Source organism: Staphylococcus sp. HMSC055C03, from assembly GCF_001809385.1.
Taxonomy (GTDB): domain Bacteria; phylum Bacillota; class Bacilli; order Staphylococcales; family Staphylococcaceae; genus Staphylococcus; species Staphylococcus simulans.
On the sequence record NZ_KV797514.1, the window covers coordinates 49377 to 68976 of the forward strand.

18 protein-coding genes and 1 other RNA gene are annotated in these 19600 nt (G+C 36.9%); 2 read left to right on the forward strand and 17 right to left on the reverse strand.

The genetic code is table 11. The features are described 5' to 3' along the window. Positions 1-3 precede the first annotated feature (3 nt). The 12 genes from udk to HMPREF2603_RS10735 all read right to left on the reverse strand — a co-directional run bounded on the left by udk (position 4) and on the right by HMPREF2603_RS10735 (position 13200). Positions 4-630 (reverse strand): uridine kinase, encoded by a 627-nt coding sequence (gene udk, locus HMPREF2603_RS10680; protein WP_002481096.1) that lies wholly within the window; start codon positions 628-630, stop codon positions 4-6. Then, positions 630-1901 (reverse strand): peptidase U32 family protein, encoded by a 1272-nt coding sequence (locus HMPREF2603_RS10685; RefSeq protein WP_070469018.1) that lies wholly within the window; start codon positions 1899-1901, stop codon positions 630-632. The genes udk and HMPREF2603_RS10685 overlap by 1 nt, the downstream gene beginning before the upstream one ends. 12 nt (positions 1902-1913) lie before the next feature. Further along, entirely contained in the window at positions 1914-2837 is a 924-nt protein-coding gene (locus HMPREF2603_RS10690; protein WP_002481098.1) for a peptidase U32 family protein, read from the reverse strand. After that, positions 2834-3475, reverse strand: coding sequence for an O-methyltransferase (locus tag HMPREF2603_RS10695; RefSeq protein ID WP_002481099.1), 642 nt, complete (start codon positions 3473-3475; stop codon positions 2834-2836). The genes HMPREF2603_RS10690 and HMPREF2603_RS10695 overlap by 4 nt, the downstream gene beginning before the upstream one ends. A gap of 242 nt (positions 3476-3717) precedes the next feature. After that, complete coding sequence (locus tag HMPREF2603_RS10700; protein ID WP_002481100.1) at positions 3718-4029, reverse strand: DUF1292 domain-containing protein; 312 nt, start codon at positions 4027-4029, stop codon at positions 3718-3720. Positions 4030-4053: 24 nt separating this feature from the next. Continuing rightward, positions 4054-4479 (reverse strand): Holliday junction resolvase RuvX, encoded by a 426-nt coding sequence (gene ruvX / locus HMPREF2603_RS10705; protein ID WP_002481101.1) that lies wholly within the window; start codon positions 4477-4479, stop codon positions 4054-4056. Positions 4480-4482: 3 nt separating this feature from the next. After that, entirely contained in the window at positions 4483-4746 is a 264-nt protein-coding gene (locus HMPREF2603_RS10710; RefSeq protein ID WP_023015119.1) for an IreB family regulatory phosphoprotein, read from the reverse strand. A 68-nt stretch (positions 4747-4814) separates the two neighbouring features. After that, complete coding sequence (gene alaS / locus HMPREF2603_RS10715; RefSeq protein WP_002481103.1) at positions 4815-7445, reverse strand: alanine--tRNA ligase; 2631 nt, start codon at positions 7443-7445, stop codon at positions 4815-4817. 310 nt (positions 7446-7755) lie between these two features. Next, entirely contained in the window at positions 7756-10170 is a 2415-nt protein-coding gene (locus tag HMPREF2603_RS10720) for an SF1B family DNA helicase RecD2 (RefSeq protein WP_060804774.1), read from the reverse strand. A 2-nt stretch (positions 10171-10172) separates the two neighbouring features. After that, positions 10173-10841: a tetratricopeptide repeat protein gene (locus tag HMPREF2603_RS10725; RefSeq protein WP_002481105.1), complete on the reverse strand. Its 669-nt coding sequence runs from the start codon at positions 10839-10841 to the stop codon at positions 10173-10175. Positions 10842-10942: 101 nt separating this feature from the next. Next, a complete protein-coding gene (mnmA, locus tag HMPREF2603_RS10730) occupies positions 10943-12055 on the reverse strand; it encodes a tRNA 2-thiouridine(34) synthase MnmA (RefSeq protein WP_002481106.1) in 1113 nt (370 codons plus the stop codon). Positions 12056-12057: 2 nt separating this feature from the next. Next, entirely contained in the window at positions 12058-13200 is a 1143-nt protein-coding gene (locus tag HMPREF2603_RS10735) for a cysteine desulfurase family protein (RefSeq protein ID WP_060804775.1), read from the reverse strand. A gap of 182 nt (positions 13201-13382) precedes the next feature. Between HMPREF2603_RS10735 and HMPREF2603_RS10740 the strand changes: the two genes are divergently transcribed. Further along, positions 13383-14387, forward strand: coding sequence for an LLM class flavin-dependent oxidoreductase (locus HMPREF2603_RS10740; protein ID WP_060804776.1), 1005 nt, complete (start codon positions 13383-13385; stop codon positions 14385-14387). Between the two features lie 93 nt (positions 14388-14480). Here HMPREF2603_RS10740 and HMPREF2603_RS10745 read toward each other — a convergent pair whose 3' ends face one another. Both HMPREF2603_RS10745 and cymR read right to left on the reverse strand, forming a co-directional pair. Next, complete coding sequence (locus HMPREF2603_RS10745; RefSeq protein ID WP_002481109.1) at positions 14481-14687, reverse strand: CsbD family protein; 207 nt, start codon at positions 14685-14687, stop codon at positions 14481-14483. Between the two features lie 129 nt (positions 14688-14816). Further along, the gene (gene cymR, locus HMPREF2603_RS10750; RefSeq protein WP_002481110.1) at positions 14817-15236 is read right to left on the reverse strand and encodes a cysteine metabolism transcriptional regulator CymR; all 420 of its coding nucleotides are present in this window, start codon (positions 15234-15236) and stop codon (positions 14817-14819) included. Positions 15237-15322: 86 nt separating this feature from the next. On the opposite strand from cymR, the gene HMPREF2603_RS10755 reads away from it, so the two are divergent. Next, positions 15323-16603 (forward strand): replication-associated recombination protein A, encoded by a 1281-nt coding sequence (locus HMPREF2603_RS10755; protein ID WP_060804777.1) that lies wholly within the window; start codon positions 15323-15325, stop codon positions 16601-16603. Between the two features lie 51 nt (positions 16604-16654). Here the strand turns inward: HMPREF2603_RS10755 and HMPREF2603_RS10760 are convergent, their stop codons facing one another. The 3 genes from HMPREF2603_RS10760 to aspS form a co-directional block, all read right to left on the reverse strand. Then, positions 16655-17431 carry a tRNA threonylcarbamoyladenosine dehydratase gene (locus HMPREF2603_RS10760; RefSeq protein ID WP_060804778.1) on the reverse strand — a complete coding sequence of 259 codons (777 nt, stop codon included), beginning with the start codon at positions 17429-17431 and terminating at the stop codon, positions 16655-16657. Between the two features lie 134 nt (positions 17432-17565). Next, positions 17566-17756: non-coding RNA, 6S RNA (ssrS, locus tag HMPREF2603_RS10765), on the reverse strand. A 72-nt stretch (positions 17757-17828) separates the two neighbouring features. Further along, entirely contained in the window at positions 17829-19595 is a 1767-nt protein-coding gene (gene aspS, locus HMPREF2603_RS10770) for an aspartate--tRNA ligase (RefSeq protein ID WP_060804779.1), read from the reverse strand. Positions 19596-19600: the final 5 nt, after the last annotated feature.

Consider the following 19600-nt stretch of genomic DNA (forward strand, 5'->3'; position numbering starts at 1 on the left):
GTGTTACTGTTGATTTTGTATTAATGATTGGATTTTTGTCGTCATTATATCGATAGCAACTTTATTGCTGCCGCCTTCAGGGATAATAATATCCGCATAACGTTTAGTCGGTTCGATGAATTGATTATGCATCGGACGTACGACAGACATATATTGATCAATGACAGATTCCATAGAGCGACCTCGCTCTTTCGTATCACGCATCAAGCGTCTTAAGATACGTAAATCTGCATCGGTATCGACATAAATCTTAACATCCATTAAATCACGTAATGTTTTGTTTTCTAGTGCAAATATTCCTTCTACGATAATAACATCTTTCGGTTGAAATGCAATGGTTTCAGGGCTTCTCGTATGATTGACATAATCATACGTCGGTACCTCTACAGGTATACCATTGCGTAAATCGATTAGATTTTGAATCAATAAATCATTATCGAACGCAAACGGATGGTCATAATTCGTTTGTAAGCGTTCTTCAAATGTTAAATGTGATTGGTCTTTATAATAGTAGTCTTGTGCAATTAATGCAACACTATGACCTTCTAAATTATGCAGAATTTCGTTTGTGACTGATGTTTTACCTGATCCAGAACCGCCTGCAATGCCTATAATGGTAGTGGCTTTCATTATCCTATTTCCTTTCGCATCATGTTGTTTGGATAAATATCATGATCCACTTTAAATTGAACAATTTGAAGTGGGTGACGTGCAGCATCTAATGCATTGCCTTCTTCGTCATAAATCGCTTCGACGACTTGTGTAAAGTTATCGATTTCAGGACCGAAGAATTCAATTTCTTGTCCAGGTTTAAAGTGATTACGCTGCTGAATTGTCGCCATTTTTGTTTCTTTGTCATAGTCTAACACTAAACCGCAGAAATCATATGGTGTTTTCTTATTAGATTCATTACCGAACATTTGTTGTTGGTAACCTGGTGTGCCTTCAAAGAATGAAGAAGCAGTGTCTCTGTTAGCACATTTATCTAATTCTATTAACCACTCTGGTTTAATTTTAAAGTTGTCAGGGTCTGCTGCATACGCATCAATCACTTTACGATAGACAGAAACAACAGTCGCAATATAGTGAATTGATTTCATACGTCCTTCAATTTTAAGTGAATCAATACCGATATCCATCATGTTTGGAATAGATTCGATTAACTTCAAGTCTTTAGGACTCATCGCAAATGGAACGACTTCTTCTTCTTTATAAAACAAGTCTAAGTCGCCATCTTCATCGAGTTCTAATAAGTCATAATCCCAACGACAGCTTTGGCAGCATCCGCCGCGGTTAGAGTCACGTGCTGTCATATGATTACTTAAAGTACAGCGACCGGAATATGCGATACACATTGCGCCATGGATAAAAGCTTCGATTTCGATATCTACTTTTTCTTTCATCTCTTTCATTTCCATTGCGCCTGTTTCACGTGCAAGTACAACACGATCTAAACCTTCTTCTTTCCAATACTCTACTGCTTTATAGTTACTTAGTGATTGTTGTGTTGATAAATGAATTTCAAGTTTAGGTGCGACACGTTTACATGTTTCAATAATCAATGGGTCCGCAACAATAATTCCTGTTGCGCCTGTGGCTTCTAGATTTCTTAAATAATCTTTTAAACCATCCATATTTTCATCATGCGCGATGATATTTGTTGTGACATAAATTTTTGCACCGTATTGTGATGCGAATTCAACGCCTTCTTTGATTTCTTCCATTGTGAAGTTATCAGCATTAGAACGGAGTCCATATTCTTGTCCGCCTAAAAAGACTGCGTCTGCCCCATAATGTACAGCAATTTTCAGTTTTTCCAAGTTACCTGCAGGTGCAAGCAACTCTGGCTTTTTCACTTGGCGTTTAGGTTGTGTTTTTACTTCTTTAACTTGAGTAACCAAGATTTTTCCTCCTTAATAAACGGTATGTTTGAATAAGAATCCTTCATCGAATGGTCGATGGTCTGGTTGAATGGCTTCAATCGGATCAACGAGCATGAATTTTTCATCTTCATAAGCTTCAGGGTCTTCATGATATAAATCAATGGCTTCTCTATATTGTTCTGTACATACGTTAATATATTCTTCTGTATGTAATACACCATCAATTTTCAAGCTGTCGATGCCCGCTTCAAGCAACGGCTCTAACTCTTCAATCAAGCAGATATCATTCGGTGACATAATATGTGTGCCGTTATAATCTTCAAACACAGGATATTGATTTTCGCGTTCTTCATCGTATAACAATAAATCCTTGTCTGTTTCATTACGTTTTATCTTCATTTGTCTGTCTTGGAATGTATAATAATTGCCGAGCAGCATACGTTTTGATTGGAACATACATGTCATACCATGGACTTGTACTTCAATTTCAACATCCGCATGTGCTTTAATGTTCAAGATTTCTTCTAAATTCAATTCGCGCGCAAGTACAGCACGTTTCGCACCACGTTTACCCCAGTAATTGCACTGGAAGTAGTTTGTGACTAATGCTTCAGCGTCCCAGTTCAAAGCAATCGGGTCTTGTTGTGCTTTAACATACATCACGACTGCCGGGTCACCGAAGATAATGCGATCTACTCTGATTTCGTGTAAGAAATCAATATAATCTTCTACAGCGTTTAAGTGATAGTTATGAAAAATACCGTTAACAGCCGCATATGCTTTTTTGCCATGTGCATGAATGATATCGACCGCTTCTCTCATCGCAGTACGATCAAATTCACCTGCTAAGCGTAGACCGAACTTTTGTTCGCCTATCACAAAAGCATCAGCACCTTTTTCAATTAAAGTCTCAATATGTGCGACTGATTTAGGTGTCACGAGTAATTCTGTCATTTCGAGTCTCCTTTTACGGCTATTGCTAAACCGTCTTCTATATCTAAAAAGTTTGTTTGATATGCTTCGTTATCATTTAACCATGCGTTGAACTTTTGAATCTTCTTCACCATTTGTTTAATATTTCTGCTGCGAACCACATCAATATCAGCAACAAAATCATGATATAAAATGTTATCAACAACGACTAAACCGCCTTCTCTAAGCAAGGGTGTATACAGTTCAAAGAATTTCTTTGTTTGTGCTTTTGCCGCATCGATAAATATCATATCGAACTGTGTATCAGAGACTTGGTCAAATGTTTCTCTCGCATCTCCATAAATCATATGAATTTGCGTTTGATATCCAAAGTCTTCAATGTTTTGTTCAGCTTGTTGATACATGTTTTTATCACGTTCAATCGTCCATATATGCACAGAAGGATCAACAGACGCAAAATGCATAGCGCTATAGCCAATAGCAGTACCGATTTCTAAAATACGCTTTGGCTGATGGATGCGTATCAACTGTTTGATCATATCTAATGATAAAGGATGAATAATCGGCACCTCATGATCTATCGCATAAGGTCTTAATCTTTCTAATGGATGGGAATGCTTTTGTGATAACGCAACTAAATAACTTTCATTTTTGCTCATATTTCTCTTCCTTTATCCATACAATGTACAAAAGAATAAAAATAAATCAGTCGCAGTTTGACTGATTCTTATATCGCTGTTGCACATATCATTATTTAACTTTACATATTTTACCATAAAACCTATTGAATATTAAGTACTCAGAATGAATATCTGCAAAATACTTTGTTATGAGTCAAGTGAAAATTGGATTTCGAGGCACGAAAAAAGCGGAGGATAACCTCCGCTTCATAACTGCTCATTTATTCCATTTCAGTGTTAACGATTTCTTCAATCATGTCCCACTCTTCTTCAGTTTCAACTGGTAAGAATTTACCGCCGTCACCAGACTCATCTGGGACATTGATCATCGGAATTAATTCAATCATATCATCGTCGTCTGACGCTTCGCCTTCTTCAGCTAAAATGACATATTCTTTGTCAAATTCAGGATGATAAAATTCTAATACTTTACGATAAAGGACTTCATTGCCTTCTTCATCGAATAAAGTTAATAATTCCTCATCGTTATTGATTTGTAATTCCGCTTCTTGATTTTGATTTTTCTCTGACATAAATAACGCTCCTTTTACGGTAAATTAAAGTGAATCTAAATAGCCTTGCAAGATAAACACAGCTGCCATTTTATCGATGACCTTGCTGCGTTTTTTTCTAGAAACATCTGCTTCTAACAATGACCTTTCAGCTGCCATTGTACTTAGGCGCTCATCCCACATTACCACTTTAAGATCTGGTAATGCTTCAAGGAGTGCTTCTTTGTATTTTAACGAAGCTTCGCCTCTAAATCCAATAGAATTATTCATGTTCTTCGGTAATCCTATCACGACAGTATCTGCATCCTCTTGTTTGATGATAGCTGCCAAGCGGTCTATACCTAATTCATTTTCTTCTTCATTGATTCGGAGTGTATCTAAGCCTTGAGCAGTCCAACCCATTAAGTCGCTCACAGCAACGCCGACTGTTTTGCTGCCAACATCTAATCCGATAATTTTATGTGATAACATTGATTATTCTTTATCTGATACCTTCAAATAATTAGAAACAAGTTCTTCCATGATATCATCACGATCGATACGTCTGATTTGATTTCTTGCTTCGTTATGACGTGGGATATACGCAGGATCTCCTGAAAGTAAATATCCTACAATTTGGTTTACTGGATTATAACCACGTTCTTCAAGGGTACGATACACATTAGTCAGCACGGATTTAACATCATCTTTTGGTACTTCTTCAATATTGAAACGCATTGTTTTATCAAAATTGTTCATTTTACTACACACTCCTTCTACTATAGTAGGCTGATACATCCTCTATTCTACATGAGAGTGCAAGGAGATTATAGTGATTTAATGTAGTTTTTAATGAATTGTAATGCATCTGTTATCTTACTTGGCTCGCTGCCGCCGCCTTGTGCCATATCTGGACGACCGCCTCCTTTACCGCCGACAACAGGTGCCATTTCTTTAATAATGTCGCCTGCTTTGACTTTATTTGTCTCTGATTTCGGTACCGTCGCAACTAAAGCAACTTTACCACCGACATCACTTGCTAAAATAATGACCGCATCTTGTAATTTAGATTTGAAATCATCCATAGTTTGTCTTAAGGCTTTCGCATTGTCTGCTTCTACTTGTAACGCTAATACTTTCAACCCGTTAATGTCTTCAACTTGATCATCTAAGCTGCCCATTTTTAGTGCAGTGATTTCTTGGTTACGTTGTTCTAATTGTTTGTGTAATTGTTTTTCGCTGTCAATCACGTGTGTTACTTTTTCAGCCACTTGCGTATCGTCTTTAGCTTTCACTAAGTGTTTCACTTCATTGAATTTATCTTGGATACCTTCAAGGTATAAGAATGCTGCTTTACCTGTTAAGGCTTCAATACGTCTGACACCAGCACCTGTACCTGATTCGCTGACAATTTTAAATAAACCGATTTCTGATGTGTTTTGAACATGAATACCGCCGCATAATTCAATTGAGAATGGTTTCATATCTACAACACGGACAATATCGCCATATTTTTCACCGAATAATGCCATTGCACCTGAAGCTTTGGCTTCTTCAATCGGCATTTCTTTGATTGAAACATTGATGCCGTTCCAGATTTGTTCATTGACACGACGTTCAATTTGTTCTAATTCTTCTTTAGTCACAGGACCGAAATGTGAGAAGTCAAAACGTAAACGTTCGCCTTCAACGAGTGAACCTGCTTGATTGACATGGTCACCTAACACTTCTTTCAGCGCAGCATGTAATAAGTGGGTTGCACTATGATTTTTCGTTATAGCACGACGTTCTTCTTGGTTAACTGAAGCGTCGACTTGTGCGCCTTTTGTGACTTGACCGAATTGCACGATACCTTTATGCAAGTTTTGACCATTTGGTGCTTTCGTTACTTCAGTCACTTCAATTTCGAAGTTGTCATTGCCGACTGTACCTTGGTCAGCCACTTGACCACCTGAAACAGCGTAGAATGGTGTTTGTTTTAAGATAAAGTAAACTGTCTCACCCGCATCTGCTTGTTCTACCGCTTCGCCATTATAAATTAAGTCTGTTAACTCCGTTTGATAATCTGTATGTGTATAACCGACAAATTCACTATCTGTCGTAATATTTTTCAACACTTCACTTTGAATCTGCATTGATTGTGAATTTTGACGTGCTTGACGTGCACGATCTCTTTGTTGCTGCATTTCTGTTTCGAATGTCGCCATATCGACACTTAAACCTTCGTTACCAGCGATTTCTTCAGTCAATTCAACTGGGAAACCATACGTATCATATAATTTGAACGCATCTTCACCTTTAATCATTTTATCGCCTTTTTTAGCTGTTTTGATAAATTGATTTAAAATTGCTAAGCCTTCTTCTAATGTTTCGTGGAAACGTTCTTCTTCAGATTTAATGACACGTTTAATGAAATCTGCTTTTTGTTTTACTTCTGGATAGTAAGGTTCCATAATGTCTGCCACTGTATCGACAAGTTCATACATAAATGGTTTGTTGATATCTAAAGATTGACTGAAACGAACTGCACGACGTAATAAACGGCGTAAGACATAACCGCGGCCTTCATTTGCTGGTAAAGCGCCATCACCGATTGCGAATGCGATGGTTCTGATATGATCCGCAATGACTTTGAATGCAACATCTTGCGTAGCATCTTGTTGATATTTCTTACCTGAAATTTGTTCAACTTCTTCAATGATTGGGATAAATAGGTCAGTTTCATAGTTAGTACGTACATTTTGCGCAATCGATGCCATACGTTCTAGACCCATGCCGGTATCAATGTTTTTATTTGGAAGTGGTGTATACGTATGATCAGGATTATGGTTGAATTCACTAAAGACTAAGTTCCATACTTCTAAGTAACGTTCGTTTTCGCCACCTGGATACATTTCTTCAGCCGGATCATCTTGACCATAGTCTGGACCACGGTCATAGAAGATTTCTGTGTTCGGACCTGATGGACCTTCACCGATATCCCAGAAGTTGCCTTCAATACGAATAATACGGCTTTCATCTAAACCGATGACATCGTGCCATAAATCGAAAGCTTCCATATCTTCAGGGTGAATGGTCACGTATAATTTTTCAGGTTCCATACCCATCCAACGATCACTAGTTAAGAATTCCCAAGCAAATTCAATCGCTTCACGTTTGAAATAATCACCAATAGAAAAGTTCCCTAACATTTCAAAGAAAGTATGGTGACGTGCAGTAAAACCAACGTTTTCAATATCGTTTGTACGAATCGCTTTTTGCGCGTTCACGATACGTGGTTTTTTTGGAATTTCTCGTCCATCAAAGTATTTTTTTAATGTCGCAACACCTGAGTTGATCCATAATAATGAATCGTCATCAATCGGTACTAAAGGTGCAGAAGGTTCGACCATATGTCCATTTTCTTTAAAGTAATCAATGAAATTTTGTCTGATTTCACTTGCTTTTAATCGCTTCATAAATAACTCACTCCTAATATACATATTTAAAACATTGCCGTATAGGTTCTTTCACAAAATAAAAATGCATTCATCCTCAAAGGGACGAATGCATCGCGGTACCACCCTAGTTATGCAGCAAATTATCCTGCATCACTCTTGTTCTTATACGGACTGACATAAAGTAGCGTTCAGCAAATGATGCGATACCTTACACCACCCGGTACCTCTCTTAGGCATAACGATTTGCTTACTCGGCTTTATGCGAATTAATTTTATTTTAGTCTGACAGACTTTAAAAGTCAACATATATCATACTTCACACAACACTTTATTCATGATTAAAAGTATAAGGTGTGACCTTACCCATACCAATCATCGGGTCAATTTCATAAATCGTTGCTTCTGTTAATTCTACGAGTTGTTGTGCAGGTGCTGAGGTTGTTTGATCATTTATTTGTTCATCTGCTTGTTCTTCATTTGTTTCACTCTCATGACCGAAGTAATCTCTGAGCAATTGTGCGAGTCTCGTCATACGAACTTGGCCATGGGTCTTCATACCGATGTCAAAGGCTTGGCTGTCACCAAGAAAAACTAAAGATTGTTTGGCACGTGTAAGTCCTGTATAGATAATCGGACGCTGCAACATGCGATAATATTGTTTTACAATCGGCATAATAACAATTGGAAACTCTGAACCTTGTGCTTTATGAATGGAAGTACAATAAGCATGTGTTAACTCCATCATATCTTGTTTGGTAAATGTAATTTCATTGCCTTCGAAATCAACGACAAGTATATCTTTATTTAATTCGTTTTCACGTGCCCAGAAGATACCGACAATCACACCGATATCACCATTGAAAATATTATCATTAGGACGATTCACAAGTTGTAAGACTTTGTCGCCCTTTCTAAAGACCGCTTCTCCGAACTCAATCTCTCTTGCATCTTCAGCTTTAGGATTCAAGATATCTTGTAATACTTTATTTAAACGCTTAATGCCGGCACTGCCGCGATACATCGGAGCCAAGACTTGAATATCGCTCATATCGTAGCCTTTTTTAACAGCAGAACTCACCACTTTATTGACTACATCTGGTATTTGTTCAGCTGTACAAGGAATAAAGCTGCGATCGTGGAATCGCTCAGTAATGTCTATCGGCTGACCTAATTTCATTTTATGTGCGAGTTCAATGATACTAGAACCATCTTGTTGACGGTAGACTTCAGTTAAATTAACACGTGGAATGACTTTCGCATCAATTAAATCTTTAAACACTTGTCCTGGGCCGACTGATGGTAATTGGTCTTCATCTCCGACTAAAATGATTTGTGCATCAATCGGCACTGCATTTAAGAACTGATGAAACAACCATGTATCTACCATCGACATTTCATCAATAATGATGAGCTTAGCAGTAATTTCATTTTCTAAGACATCTTCAGGCTTGGTATCTTGACTCCAGCCGATTAAACGGTGGATAGTCATTGCTTCAAGTCCAGTTGATTCTTGTAAACGTTTGGCTGCACGTCCTGTAGGTGCAGCAAGCGCTATCGGATAATCATCTTCTTGGTAATCGTCATAGGATAAGGATAAACCATGCGTTTCCGCATAGAGTTCAACGATGCCTTTGATAACCGTTGTTTTACCTGTACCTGGACCACCTGTCAACAGCATGACTTTTGAATTAATCGCTGTTTCAAGTGCTTCTTTTTGAGAAGATGCGTAGTTGACTCCATTCATTTCCTCGATTTCACCAATATTGATTTGTAAGTCAGATTGTTCGATATTCTCAAATTTAGCTTGATGTGACGCAATACGATACAGGTTCTGCACACTTTTGACTTCTGAATAATATAAGCTTGGGATAGAAAGTGTTTCATCCGCTTCCACCAACTTACTTTCTTCTGTCAATTCAAGTATCATTTTTTCTAACATACTGGCATCTATCGTTTGGTCATATCCCTTGCTTAACATCTCTAACGAAGTTTCTAATACATAATCTTTAGGTAAAAATGTATGACCTTGTTTAATACACTCTTCTTCTATCGTATAAAGCAGACCTGCTTTTAAGCGTTCAGGGGCGTTATATTCTATGCCTAAATTCTTAGCTAAAGTATCTGCTTTATGGAAACCGACACCACGTACATCATAGACAAGATCATACGGGTTTTTCTCAATCGTTTGTAAGGTATCACTTTGATAAACTTGATAGATGCTCATCGCTAATTTTGGACCGAAGCCTAAATCATGAAGTCTGATCATAATTTTTTCTACTTCTTGGTTACTATAGATTTGATCTGCGATTTGACTTTGTTTCTTTTTAGATAAATTCGGTACTTCTTCTAGGACTGAACGATCATCTAAAATTTTATTGATGGTATTTTCACCAAGTGTATTTACGATATTTTCAGCCGTTTTCTTACCGACACCTTTAAACAAATCACTCGATAAGTAACTGATAATCGCATCTTTTGTTTGCGGTACTTCTTTTTCGAAAGTTTCAGCTTTTAATTGTTTGCCGTATCTAGGGTGTGTCACAGCTTGACCTTTGAAGGTATAAACATCGCCTTCAGCAATTTCAGGAAAGAACCCCACAATTGTAGGCATATTATCAAAATCTTCATTGGTTTCAATCGGATCTACTTTTAATACGGTATAGAAATTATCTTTATTTTGAAATAAGATTGCTTCTACTGTTCCTTTGACCATCGAATAGTCAAACAATGTAGGGTTCTCCAAATTTATTCCTCCTCTGCATCAAATTGGGTGAATGTTTTAAGTGCATGCTGACTTAATAAATGTTCTGGATCAATCTCTATTGCTTTTTCAAAGTATGGGATTGCTTCATAGATTTCTTCAGTAAACATATAACCCGCTAAACCACGGTTATATAATGCGTCTGTATGTTTGGGATTTATATTTAACACGGTATCTAACTGTTTGACAGCTTGGTCAAACAATTCCAAATGACATAGGACTAAACCGTATTGGAATTGAATTTCTTCATCTTTATTTTGATCTAATTCTGCAGCACGCATAAGGAAAGGTAATGCAGATTTATAGTCACCTAAGTTATTAAATGACATCCCTATCATATAATTGGTATCCGCTTCATCGACACCTGTTTTGAGTGCTTGTTGATAAAGTTTAATCGCATCATTAAAACTTTCTGCATTATAATAAACATTAGCTAAATTATAATAAATCGCACCGTTGTTCGGATCGATAGTTAAAGCTTTTTGGAAAAATTTCTCAGCTTTTTCAATTTCACCTGCTTCCGCAAGCAGAATACCTGAATTAATGTAGTTTTCAATGTCTTCAGGATGTGCATCAATATTTTCAAACAGTGCTTTTAACGCTGTTTCAAATTGACCTTCTTTAATTAACTGATAAATTTCTTCTTGTTTCATGCTTAGTCCTCATTTCTTTCTTATTCAACTCTTTATTTTATCAGAAAAACTTGAAACTATGTAAAAAAGAGACTAGGAAAGTCCTAGTCCCTGATTAAAATTTAGACAACATATGTGAGTTGACCTTCATTTTTATAAACATCATCAATTGTTGCACCACCTAAGCAAACGTCGCCATCATATAATACAACGGCTTGTCCAGGTGTGATTGCACGTACTGGTTCATCAAAATCAACACGGATTTGATCATCACCGATTTGTGTCACTGTCACCCCTGTATCTTTTTGACGATATCTGAATTTTGCGGTACAACGATAACCTTGTGATAAGTCGATATCATTCACAAGTGAAACGTCAGAAGCGATCAAATAATCACTGTACAATGCATCATGATGGAAACCTTGTTCTACATATAACACATTATCTTCAAGGTTTTTACCTACAACAAACCATGGATCTCCATCGCCGCCGATACCTAGACCATGACGTTGACCGATTGTGTAATACATTAAACCGCCGTGTGTTCCCATTTTTTTACCGTTTAATGTGCGCATATCACCAGATTGTGCTGGTAAATAATTAGATAAGAAATCTTTGAAGTTTCGTTCGCCGATAAAGCAGATTCCTGTCGAATCTTTTTTCTTCGCAGTTGCTAAATCTTGTGCTAACGCGATTTCTCTGACTTCTGATTTCTCCATGCCGCCAAGCGGAAACATTACTTTAGATAGTTGTTCATGTGTCAGTTGATTTAAGAAATATGTTTGGTCTTTATTATTATCCACACCACGCAGCATTTCTACTGTGCCATCTTCATTGCGTCTTACTTGTGCATAATGGCCTGTCGCCACATAATCTGCACCGAGTTTCATAGCATGGTTTAAAAATGCTTTGAACTTAATTTCTTTATTACACATCACATCAGGATTTGGTGTGCGTCCTTTTTTATATTCATCTAGGAAGTAAGTAAAGACTTTATCCCAGTATTCTTTTTCGAAGTTTACCGCATAATACGGTATACCGATTTGGTTACAAACAGCAATCACGTCATTGTAGTCTTCTGTCGCGGTACAAACGCCATTTTCATCAGTGTCATCCCAGTTTTTCATGAAAATACCGATAACGTCATAGCCTTGTTCTTTTAAAAGATAGGCAGTCACTGAGCTGTCTACGCCACCAGACATTCCTACTACAACACGAGTATCTTGGTTGCTCACGCTTATTCCTCCTTAAATTTCAAATAAATTTTCTGTATTTCTGCTACGATATATTTAATGTCACGTTCAGTTGTTAATTCGTTAAAACTGAAGCGGATAGATTGTTTTGTTCTAGGGTCGTCATTACCATACATGGCTGCTAAGACATGTGATGGTGTAGTTGAACCTGCAGTACATGCAGAGCCTGATGAGACTGCAATATTCGCTAAATCAAGCAAAGTTAACATCGTTTCCACATCGATGAATGGGAAGTACAAGTTCAAGATATGTCCTGTTGTATCGGTCATTGAACCGTTCACTTCAAATGGAATACTGCGTTCTTGCAAGTTAACTAAAAATGTTTCTTTAAGATTCATTAAATGAATGTTGTTTTCATCACGATGTTCTGTAGCTAATTTTAATGCTTCAGCCATTCCCGCAATTTGCGGTACATTTTCTGTTCCTGCACGACGTTTTGTTTCTTGTTCACCGCCAAGTTGTGAAAATTGAATAGGTGTCTTCGGTTTAACTAACAATGCACCGACACCTTTAGGTCCACCGAATTTATGTGCTGTTATACTCATTGTATCGAATTTAAAATCATCAAATTCAATCGGCAGATGTTCAACTGCTTGTACAGCATCCACATGTAAATAAGCATCATGTGCTTTAACGATGTCTTCTATATCATACATCGGCTGTACGGTACCTACTTCATTGTTCACAAACATGATAGAAACAAGAATAGTTGCATCACTCATAGCTGCCTTTAATTGTTCTAAATCGATGATACCTTCACGATCAACATCTAAATACGTAACGTGAAAGCCTTCACGCTCTAGTTGTTCAAATACATGTAAGACAGAATGATGTTCAATTTTTGATGTAATTAAATGCTTTCCTTTATGTTGATTAGCATATGCTAACCCTTTAATCACAGTATTATTAGATTCAGTTGCCCCACTAGTGAAAATCACTTCATTAGGCGTTGCGCTTAATAATGACGCAATTTCTCTACGTGATGCATCTAAATATTGTCTGGCATCTCTACCTACACGATGAATGGATGAAGGATTGCCATAATGCTTCGCATACAATTCCATCATCTTATCAATTACTTCTTCTTTTACTGGAGTTGTTGCTGCATAATCTGCATATACTTCCATTTGTCAGACACTTCCTCACAATTTTATCAATGTTCCAATTCTAGCACCAACACTACAATTTTTCTAGTACTCTGTTCCACAAATATTATAACATGCAAAGCACATGCTTTAAGCAATAAAATTCTTTCTAATATTTGTTCTTGTTATAATTAATATATCATTCAAAACGAGGAGGTCTTTATGTGAATGAAATTAAAGTTTCTGCACTCAATTTAGTACCTGTTAAATCAGGTGAAGATGAGAAGCAAGCCATCGATAATATGGTGGACTTAGCTCAACATCTAGATGAATTAGGATATGAACGATATTGGATTGCAGAACATCATAACGCTCCGAATTTAGTGAGTTCTGCGACAGCGTTATTGATTCAACACACATTAGAACATACGAAAAACATCCGTGTCGGTTCAGGCGGTATTATGTTGCCAAACCATGCACCATTAGTCGTAGCTGAACAATTCGGTACATTAGAAACAATGTTTAAAAAGCGAGTCGATTTAGGCTTAGGCCGTGCACCGGGTACAGATATGATGACAGCGAGCGCATTACGCAGAGATCAACATAATGGTGTTTATGCGTTCCCTGAAGAAGTTGCACAACTACAAAAATACTTCGGACCAAAAAACCAACAAGGCTACGTACGTGCATATCCTGCTGTTGATAAAAACGTTCCGTTATATATTTTAGGTTCTTCTACAGACTCTGCACATCTCGCTGCAAGAATGGGCTTACCTTATGTATTTGCTGGTCACTTTGCACCGCAACAAATGAGAGAAGCTATGTCCATTTATAAAGAATTATTCGAACCATCTGAAGTATTAGACAAACCATATATGATTGTATGCTTGAATGCGATTGTTGCTGAAACAGATGAAGAAGCTGAAAAATTAGCAACAACATTAGCACAAGTTACAGTGAGCATTACACGCGGCAGAATGGAACCGCTGCAACCACCAATTGATAATTTAGCAGATGTGCTTACTCCTGCAGAATTACAAATGGCAAAAGGTCGCTTAGGTGTTTCATTAATAGGTTCAGAAGAAACTGTTAAACAACAAATCGAAAAATTCATGGATATCTACGGCGAGTTTGATGAATTGATGGCAATCAGTTATATCTATGATCAAGAAAAACAAAAAGAATCATTCGAACGCTTACAACGTGTTATGAAACAAGTTCGTAAATAAATATATATACGTTGATCAGTATTTTGCTTAAACACAAATAACGGGCAGAACCTTAAATGATTCTGCCCGTTATTTCTATTTATTGATTGATAATTATTTATCTTTATTGAATTTATCTTTTAATTTGCCAGCTGCATCTTTTGCTTTGTCTGCAGCATCATTGATTTTTTCATCAACTTTACCTGAAGCTTTATCTGCTTTACCTTCATTTTCTAATTTTTTATTATCAGTAGCATTACCTACTGTTTCTTTAACGTTGCCTTTTGCTTGTTCTAATTTGTCTTCACCTTTATTTGCCATAATCGATTCCTCCAATTATTTCAAATCTAGTTATATTATATGAATACCACATGTGAATTTGAATAAACGTATCCATATTACGCATTAAAAAATGCAGTCCAACAACCTGTAGTTGAACTGCAATACTTATTAAATATAGAACATGTAATTATCGCGTTTATCAGTATCGTTAAAGTCTGCTAAATATTTTAACGTTGTGCCATCTAATACTTCTCTGACTGCGTCTCTCATGCGCAACCAAAGTTCTTGTTGTGCTGGCGGCTCTGAATCTATACTTTCAACGAATGAAATCGGACCTTCAAGCAGGCGAATAATATCTCCGGCTTTAATTTCATCAGCTGGGACACGGAGTTGGTATCCACCTTTAGCACCGCGTACACTACGAATCAATCCGGCATTTCTTAAAGGTCCTACTAATTGTTCTAGGTATAGATCACTTAATTTATTTTCTTCTGCAATAGTTTTTAACGATACGCAACCTTGACCTTCCCTCTTAGCAAGAGAAATCATTAAGGTTAAGCCATATCTCCCTTTTGTTGAAATTTTCATTTTATTACCTCGCTTAATCCGATTTTATTTTATTCAATTCTAGCATTTTTTACGTTAATATAGTAATAGAAAGGTGTGACTCTATCTTGACTAACGAACCTTTAGCATCTAGAATGCGTCCGCAAAACCTAGATGAAATCATATCACAACAACACTTAGTTGGTCCAAAAGGTATCATTAGAAGAATGGTTGAATCCAAACGACTGACTTCAATGATTTTTTATGGACCTCCTGGTATTGGAAAAACCAGTATTGCGAAAGCCATCGCAGGTTCTACACAGTTTAAGTTCAGACAATTAAACGCTGTGACAAATACCAAAAAAGACATGCAAATGGTGGTTGAAGAAGCGAAAATGTCTGGTCAAGTCATTTTACTGCTTGATGAAATCCATCGTTTAGATAAAGCTAAACAAGATTTCCTGTTACCTCACTTAGAGAACGGAAAAATTGTACTTATTGGTGCGACAACATCCAATCCGTACCATGCGATTAATCCTGCTATTCGTTCACGAGCACAGATATTTGAACTCTATCCTCTGACAGAAGAAGATGTTGCTGTAGCATTAGAACGCGCTTTAGCTGATGAAGAACGCGGTCTTGCTTCCTATCATGCAACAGTTGATCATGATGCAATGCAATACTTCTCTACTCAAAGTCACGGTGATGTGCGCAGTGCTTTAAACGCCTTAGAACTTTCAGTACTAAGTGCTAAACCTGATGAGAATGACAAAATTCACGTTTCTTTAGAAGATGCCAAAGATTGTATGCAAAAAGGCAGCTTTGTCAGTGATAAAGATGGTGACATGCACTATGATGTCATGAGTGCTTTCCAAAAATCAATTCGAGGCAGTGATACTGATGCCGCATTACATTATCTTGCACGACTGATTGAAGCAGGAGATCTCCCAACCATCGCGAGAAGATTACTAGTGATCAGCTATGAAGATATCGGTTTAGCATCCCCTGGTGCCGGGCAACGTACACTCGCTGCCATTGAATCTGCAGAACGTTTAGGATTTCCAGAAGCACGCATTCCGCTCAGTCAAGCAGTTATTGAATTATGCTTATCACCTAAATCAAATTCAGGTATCAAAGCCATTGACGCTGCTTTATCTGATATTAGAAAAGGTCATGTCGGCCAAGTGCCTAATCATCTTAAAGATGGTCATTATAAAGGCGCTAAAGAATTAGGTCATGCAATTGGTTATCAATATCCGCATGATTCTGAGAATGGCTTTATACCACAGCAATATCTGCCGGATAAACTTAAAAACAGACATTATTACCATCCTAAAACAACATCTAAAACTGAACAGCAACTTAAACAAATCTATGACAATATTACTAAGCAGCAAAACAAGCGTTAATTAAGGTTGATAGAAGAATCGTAGTCAGTCTACGATTCTACATCAGCCTTTTTATTTTTGGTTTTTATCTTTAATTCTAGTCACAGGTATATCTTTTAAGACATCGTTGATGACATAACTTGCACAAATTAAGCCTACTACACTTGGCACAAATGCATTTGAAGATGGTGGCATTTGACCTTTACGCGTTGCCGCATTTTTATCGCCGACTGTTTCTTTAACATCTTCTCTGATGACGATTGGACTTTCATCTGAAAAAACAACTGGAATCCCTTTTTTAATACCTTCTTTTTTCAATTTTTGTCTAATTATTTTTGCGATAGGATCTGTATTCGTTTTAGAAATATCGGCAATTTGGAAACGTGTTGGATCTGTTTTATTTGCAGCACCCATACTAGAAATGATTTTAATGTCGCGTTTCAAACATTCCTTCATCAAATGCACTTTATAAATAATTGTGTCGCTCGCATCAATAATGTAATCAATATCATAATCATTGAACAGTTGTTCATACGTTTCTTCGGTATAGAACATATGTAAAGAAGTTACTTTACAATCTGGATTGATTAATTTGATACGTTCTTCCATCAATGTCACTTTACTTTGACCGATAGTCGTTGTAAGTGCGTGTAATTGACGGTTCACATTAGTAATGTCCACATCATCTTTATCAATTAAAATGATATGGCCGATATTTGTCCTAGCTAAAGCTTCTGCTGCAAAAGACCCAACGCCCCCAACGCCAAGTACTGCAACTGTTTGTTGTTTTAATAAATCAAGTCCCTCTTTACCGTATGCCAATTCATTACGTGAAAATTGATGTTTCATCAAATCTATACTCCTTTAATCTAACTTTACTACCATATACCATTATAACAAATTTAGATAATATTATTTCGTGAAAAAAGCCAAACTTTGAAAAGAAAATAAAAAAAATACGTAGGACCGAAGTCCTACGTACGATAGAATCCGTTGTACCGTAGTTATTAGAGCTTGATCATTTTGGCCTGCTAATTACAGGTGGGTGCCCTGTTTCTTGTTTTGCAAGTCCTCCTTAAGAGGCGTGTGCGCTGCAAGAAAACCTATTGGGCTCCCTGATCAAAGAGTGTTAGGTCAAAATACATACAGCAAACTACGAGTATTTCAGACGACTATCTTATATTTAGATATTACCACATAAAATGGTAATTGCAAATATAAACACTCTCAAAGTGTAATTTTTCTATTAATGACGAATACGCAATGCTAATTCTTCTAATTGTTTATTAGAAACTTCACTTGGTGCTTGTGTCATTAATGATACAGCTGACGCAGTTTTAGGGAATGCGATTGTATCACGTAAGTTTGTACGTCCTGTTAATAACATGACGAAGCGGTCAAGACCTAATGCGATACCGCCATGTGGTGGTGCACCATATTTGAATGCATCAAGTAAGAAGCCGAATTGATCTTGTGCTTCTTCTTTTGTAAAGCCTAAGACTTCAAACATTTTTTCTTGAATATCACCATTGTGGATTCTGATTGAACCGCCGCCTAATTCATAACCGTTTAATACGATATCGTACGCTTTCGCTTGTGCTTTTTCTGGTTCAGAATCTAATTTGTCTAAATCTTCATCTTTAGGTGATGTGAAAGGATGGTGCGCTGCTACATAGCGTTTTTCATCTTCATCATATTCAAGTAACGGCCAATCTGTTACCCATAAGAAGTTTAATTTATCTTCATCAATTAAGCCTAACTCATGCGCTAATTTTACACGTAATGCACCTAAACTTTGTGCGACAACACTTGGTTTATCTGCAACAAATAATACTAAATCTCCTGCTTCTGCATCTGTTAAAGATTTTAATGTTTCAACATTTTCAACTTCAAAGAATCTTGCGATTGGTCCGCTTAAGCCATCTTCAACAACTTTGACCCAAGCTAATCCTTTTGCGCCATAGATATTCACAAACTCAGTTAATTTATCAATATCTTTACGTGTATATTTGTCTGAAGCACCTTTCGCAACTAATGCTTTTACTTCCCCGCCTTTTTCTACTGTATCTTTAAAGACTTTGAAGTCCATTGTTTCTCCTAGTTTTGAAACATCCAATAACTCCATGTCAAAACGTGTATCTGGTTTATCAGAACCATAACGTGACATAGCTTCTGCGTATGTCATACGTGGGAATTGTTCAGTCAATTCAACACCTTTAACATCTTTTACAACACTTTTCAGCATGTCTTCACCAAGTTCCATAACATCTTCTTGGTCTACGAAACTCATTTCAATATCGACTTGCGTGAATTCAGGTTGTCTGTCTGCACGTAAGTCTTCGTCACGGAAACATTTTACGATTTGGTAATATTTATCGAAGCCGCTGATCATCAATAATTGTTTGAACAATTGTGGTGATTGCGGTAGCGCATAGAATTTACCTTCATGCACACGAGATGGTACTAAATAGTCACGTGCACCTTCTGGTGTTGATTTAGTTAAGAAAGGTGTTTCGATATCTAAGAAACCTTCTTTATCTAAATATTCATGAATTGCGCGTGTAATGTGGTGACGCATTTTAATTGTTTGCGCAAGTTCTTGTCTTCTTAAATCTAAATAACGATATTTTAAACGGATATTTTCATCCACTTGTTGTGAATCATCATTTATTGAAAATGGCGGAGTTTGTGCTTTGTTGATGATATTGATTTTATCAACTTGTACTTCAACATTACCTGTTTTAATTTTAGGGTTTACAGTTTCAGGATCACGTTTTGTTACTGTACCTTCAACTTCAATCACGTATTCAGAACGGATAGATTCCGCAACTTCTAATGCCTCTTTAGAAAAGTCTGGGTTGAAGACGATTTGTACATAGCCTTCACGGTCACGTAAATCAACAAAGATTAATCCACCTAAGTCACGACGATTGTGTACCCATCCTTTTAAAGTGACGTGTTGTCCTAAAAGGTCTTCCGTTACAAGACCACAATAAGTTGTTCTTTTACTCATAATTA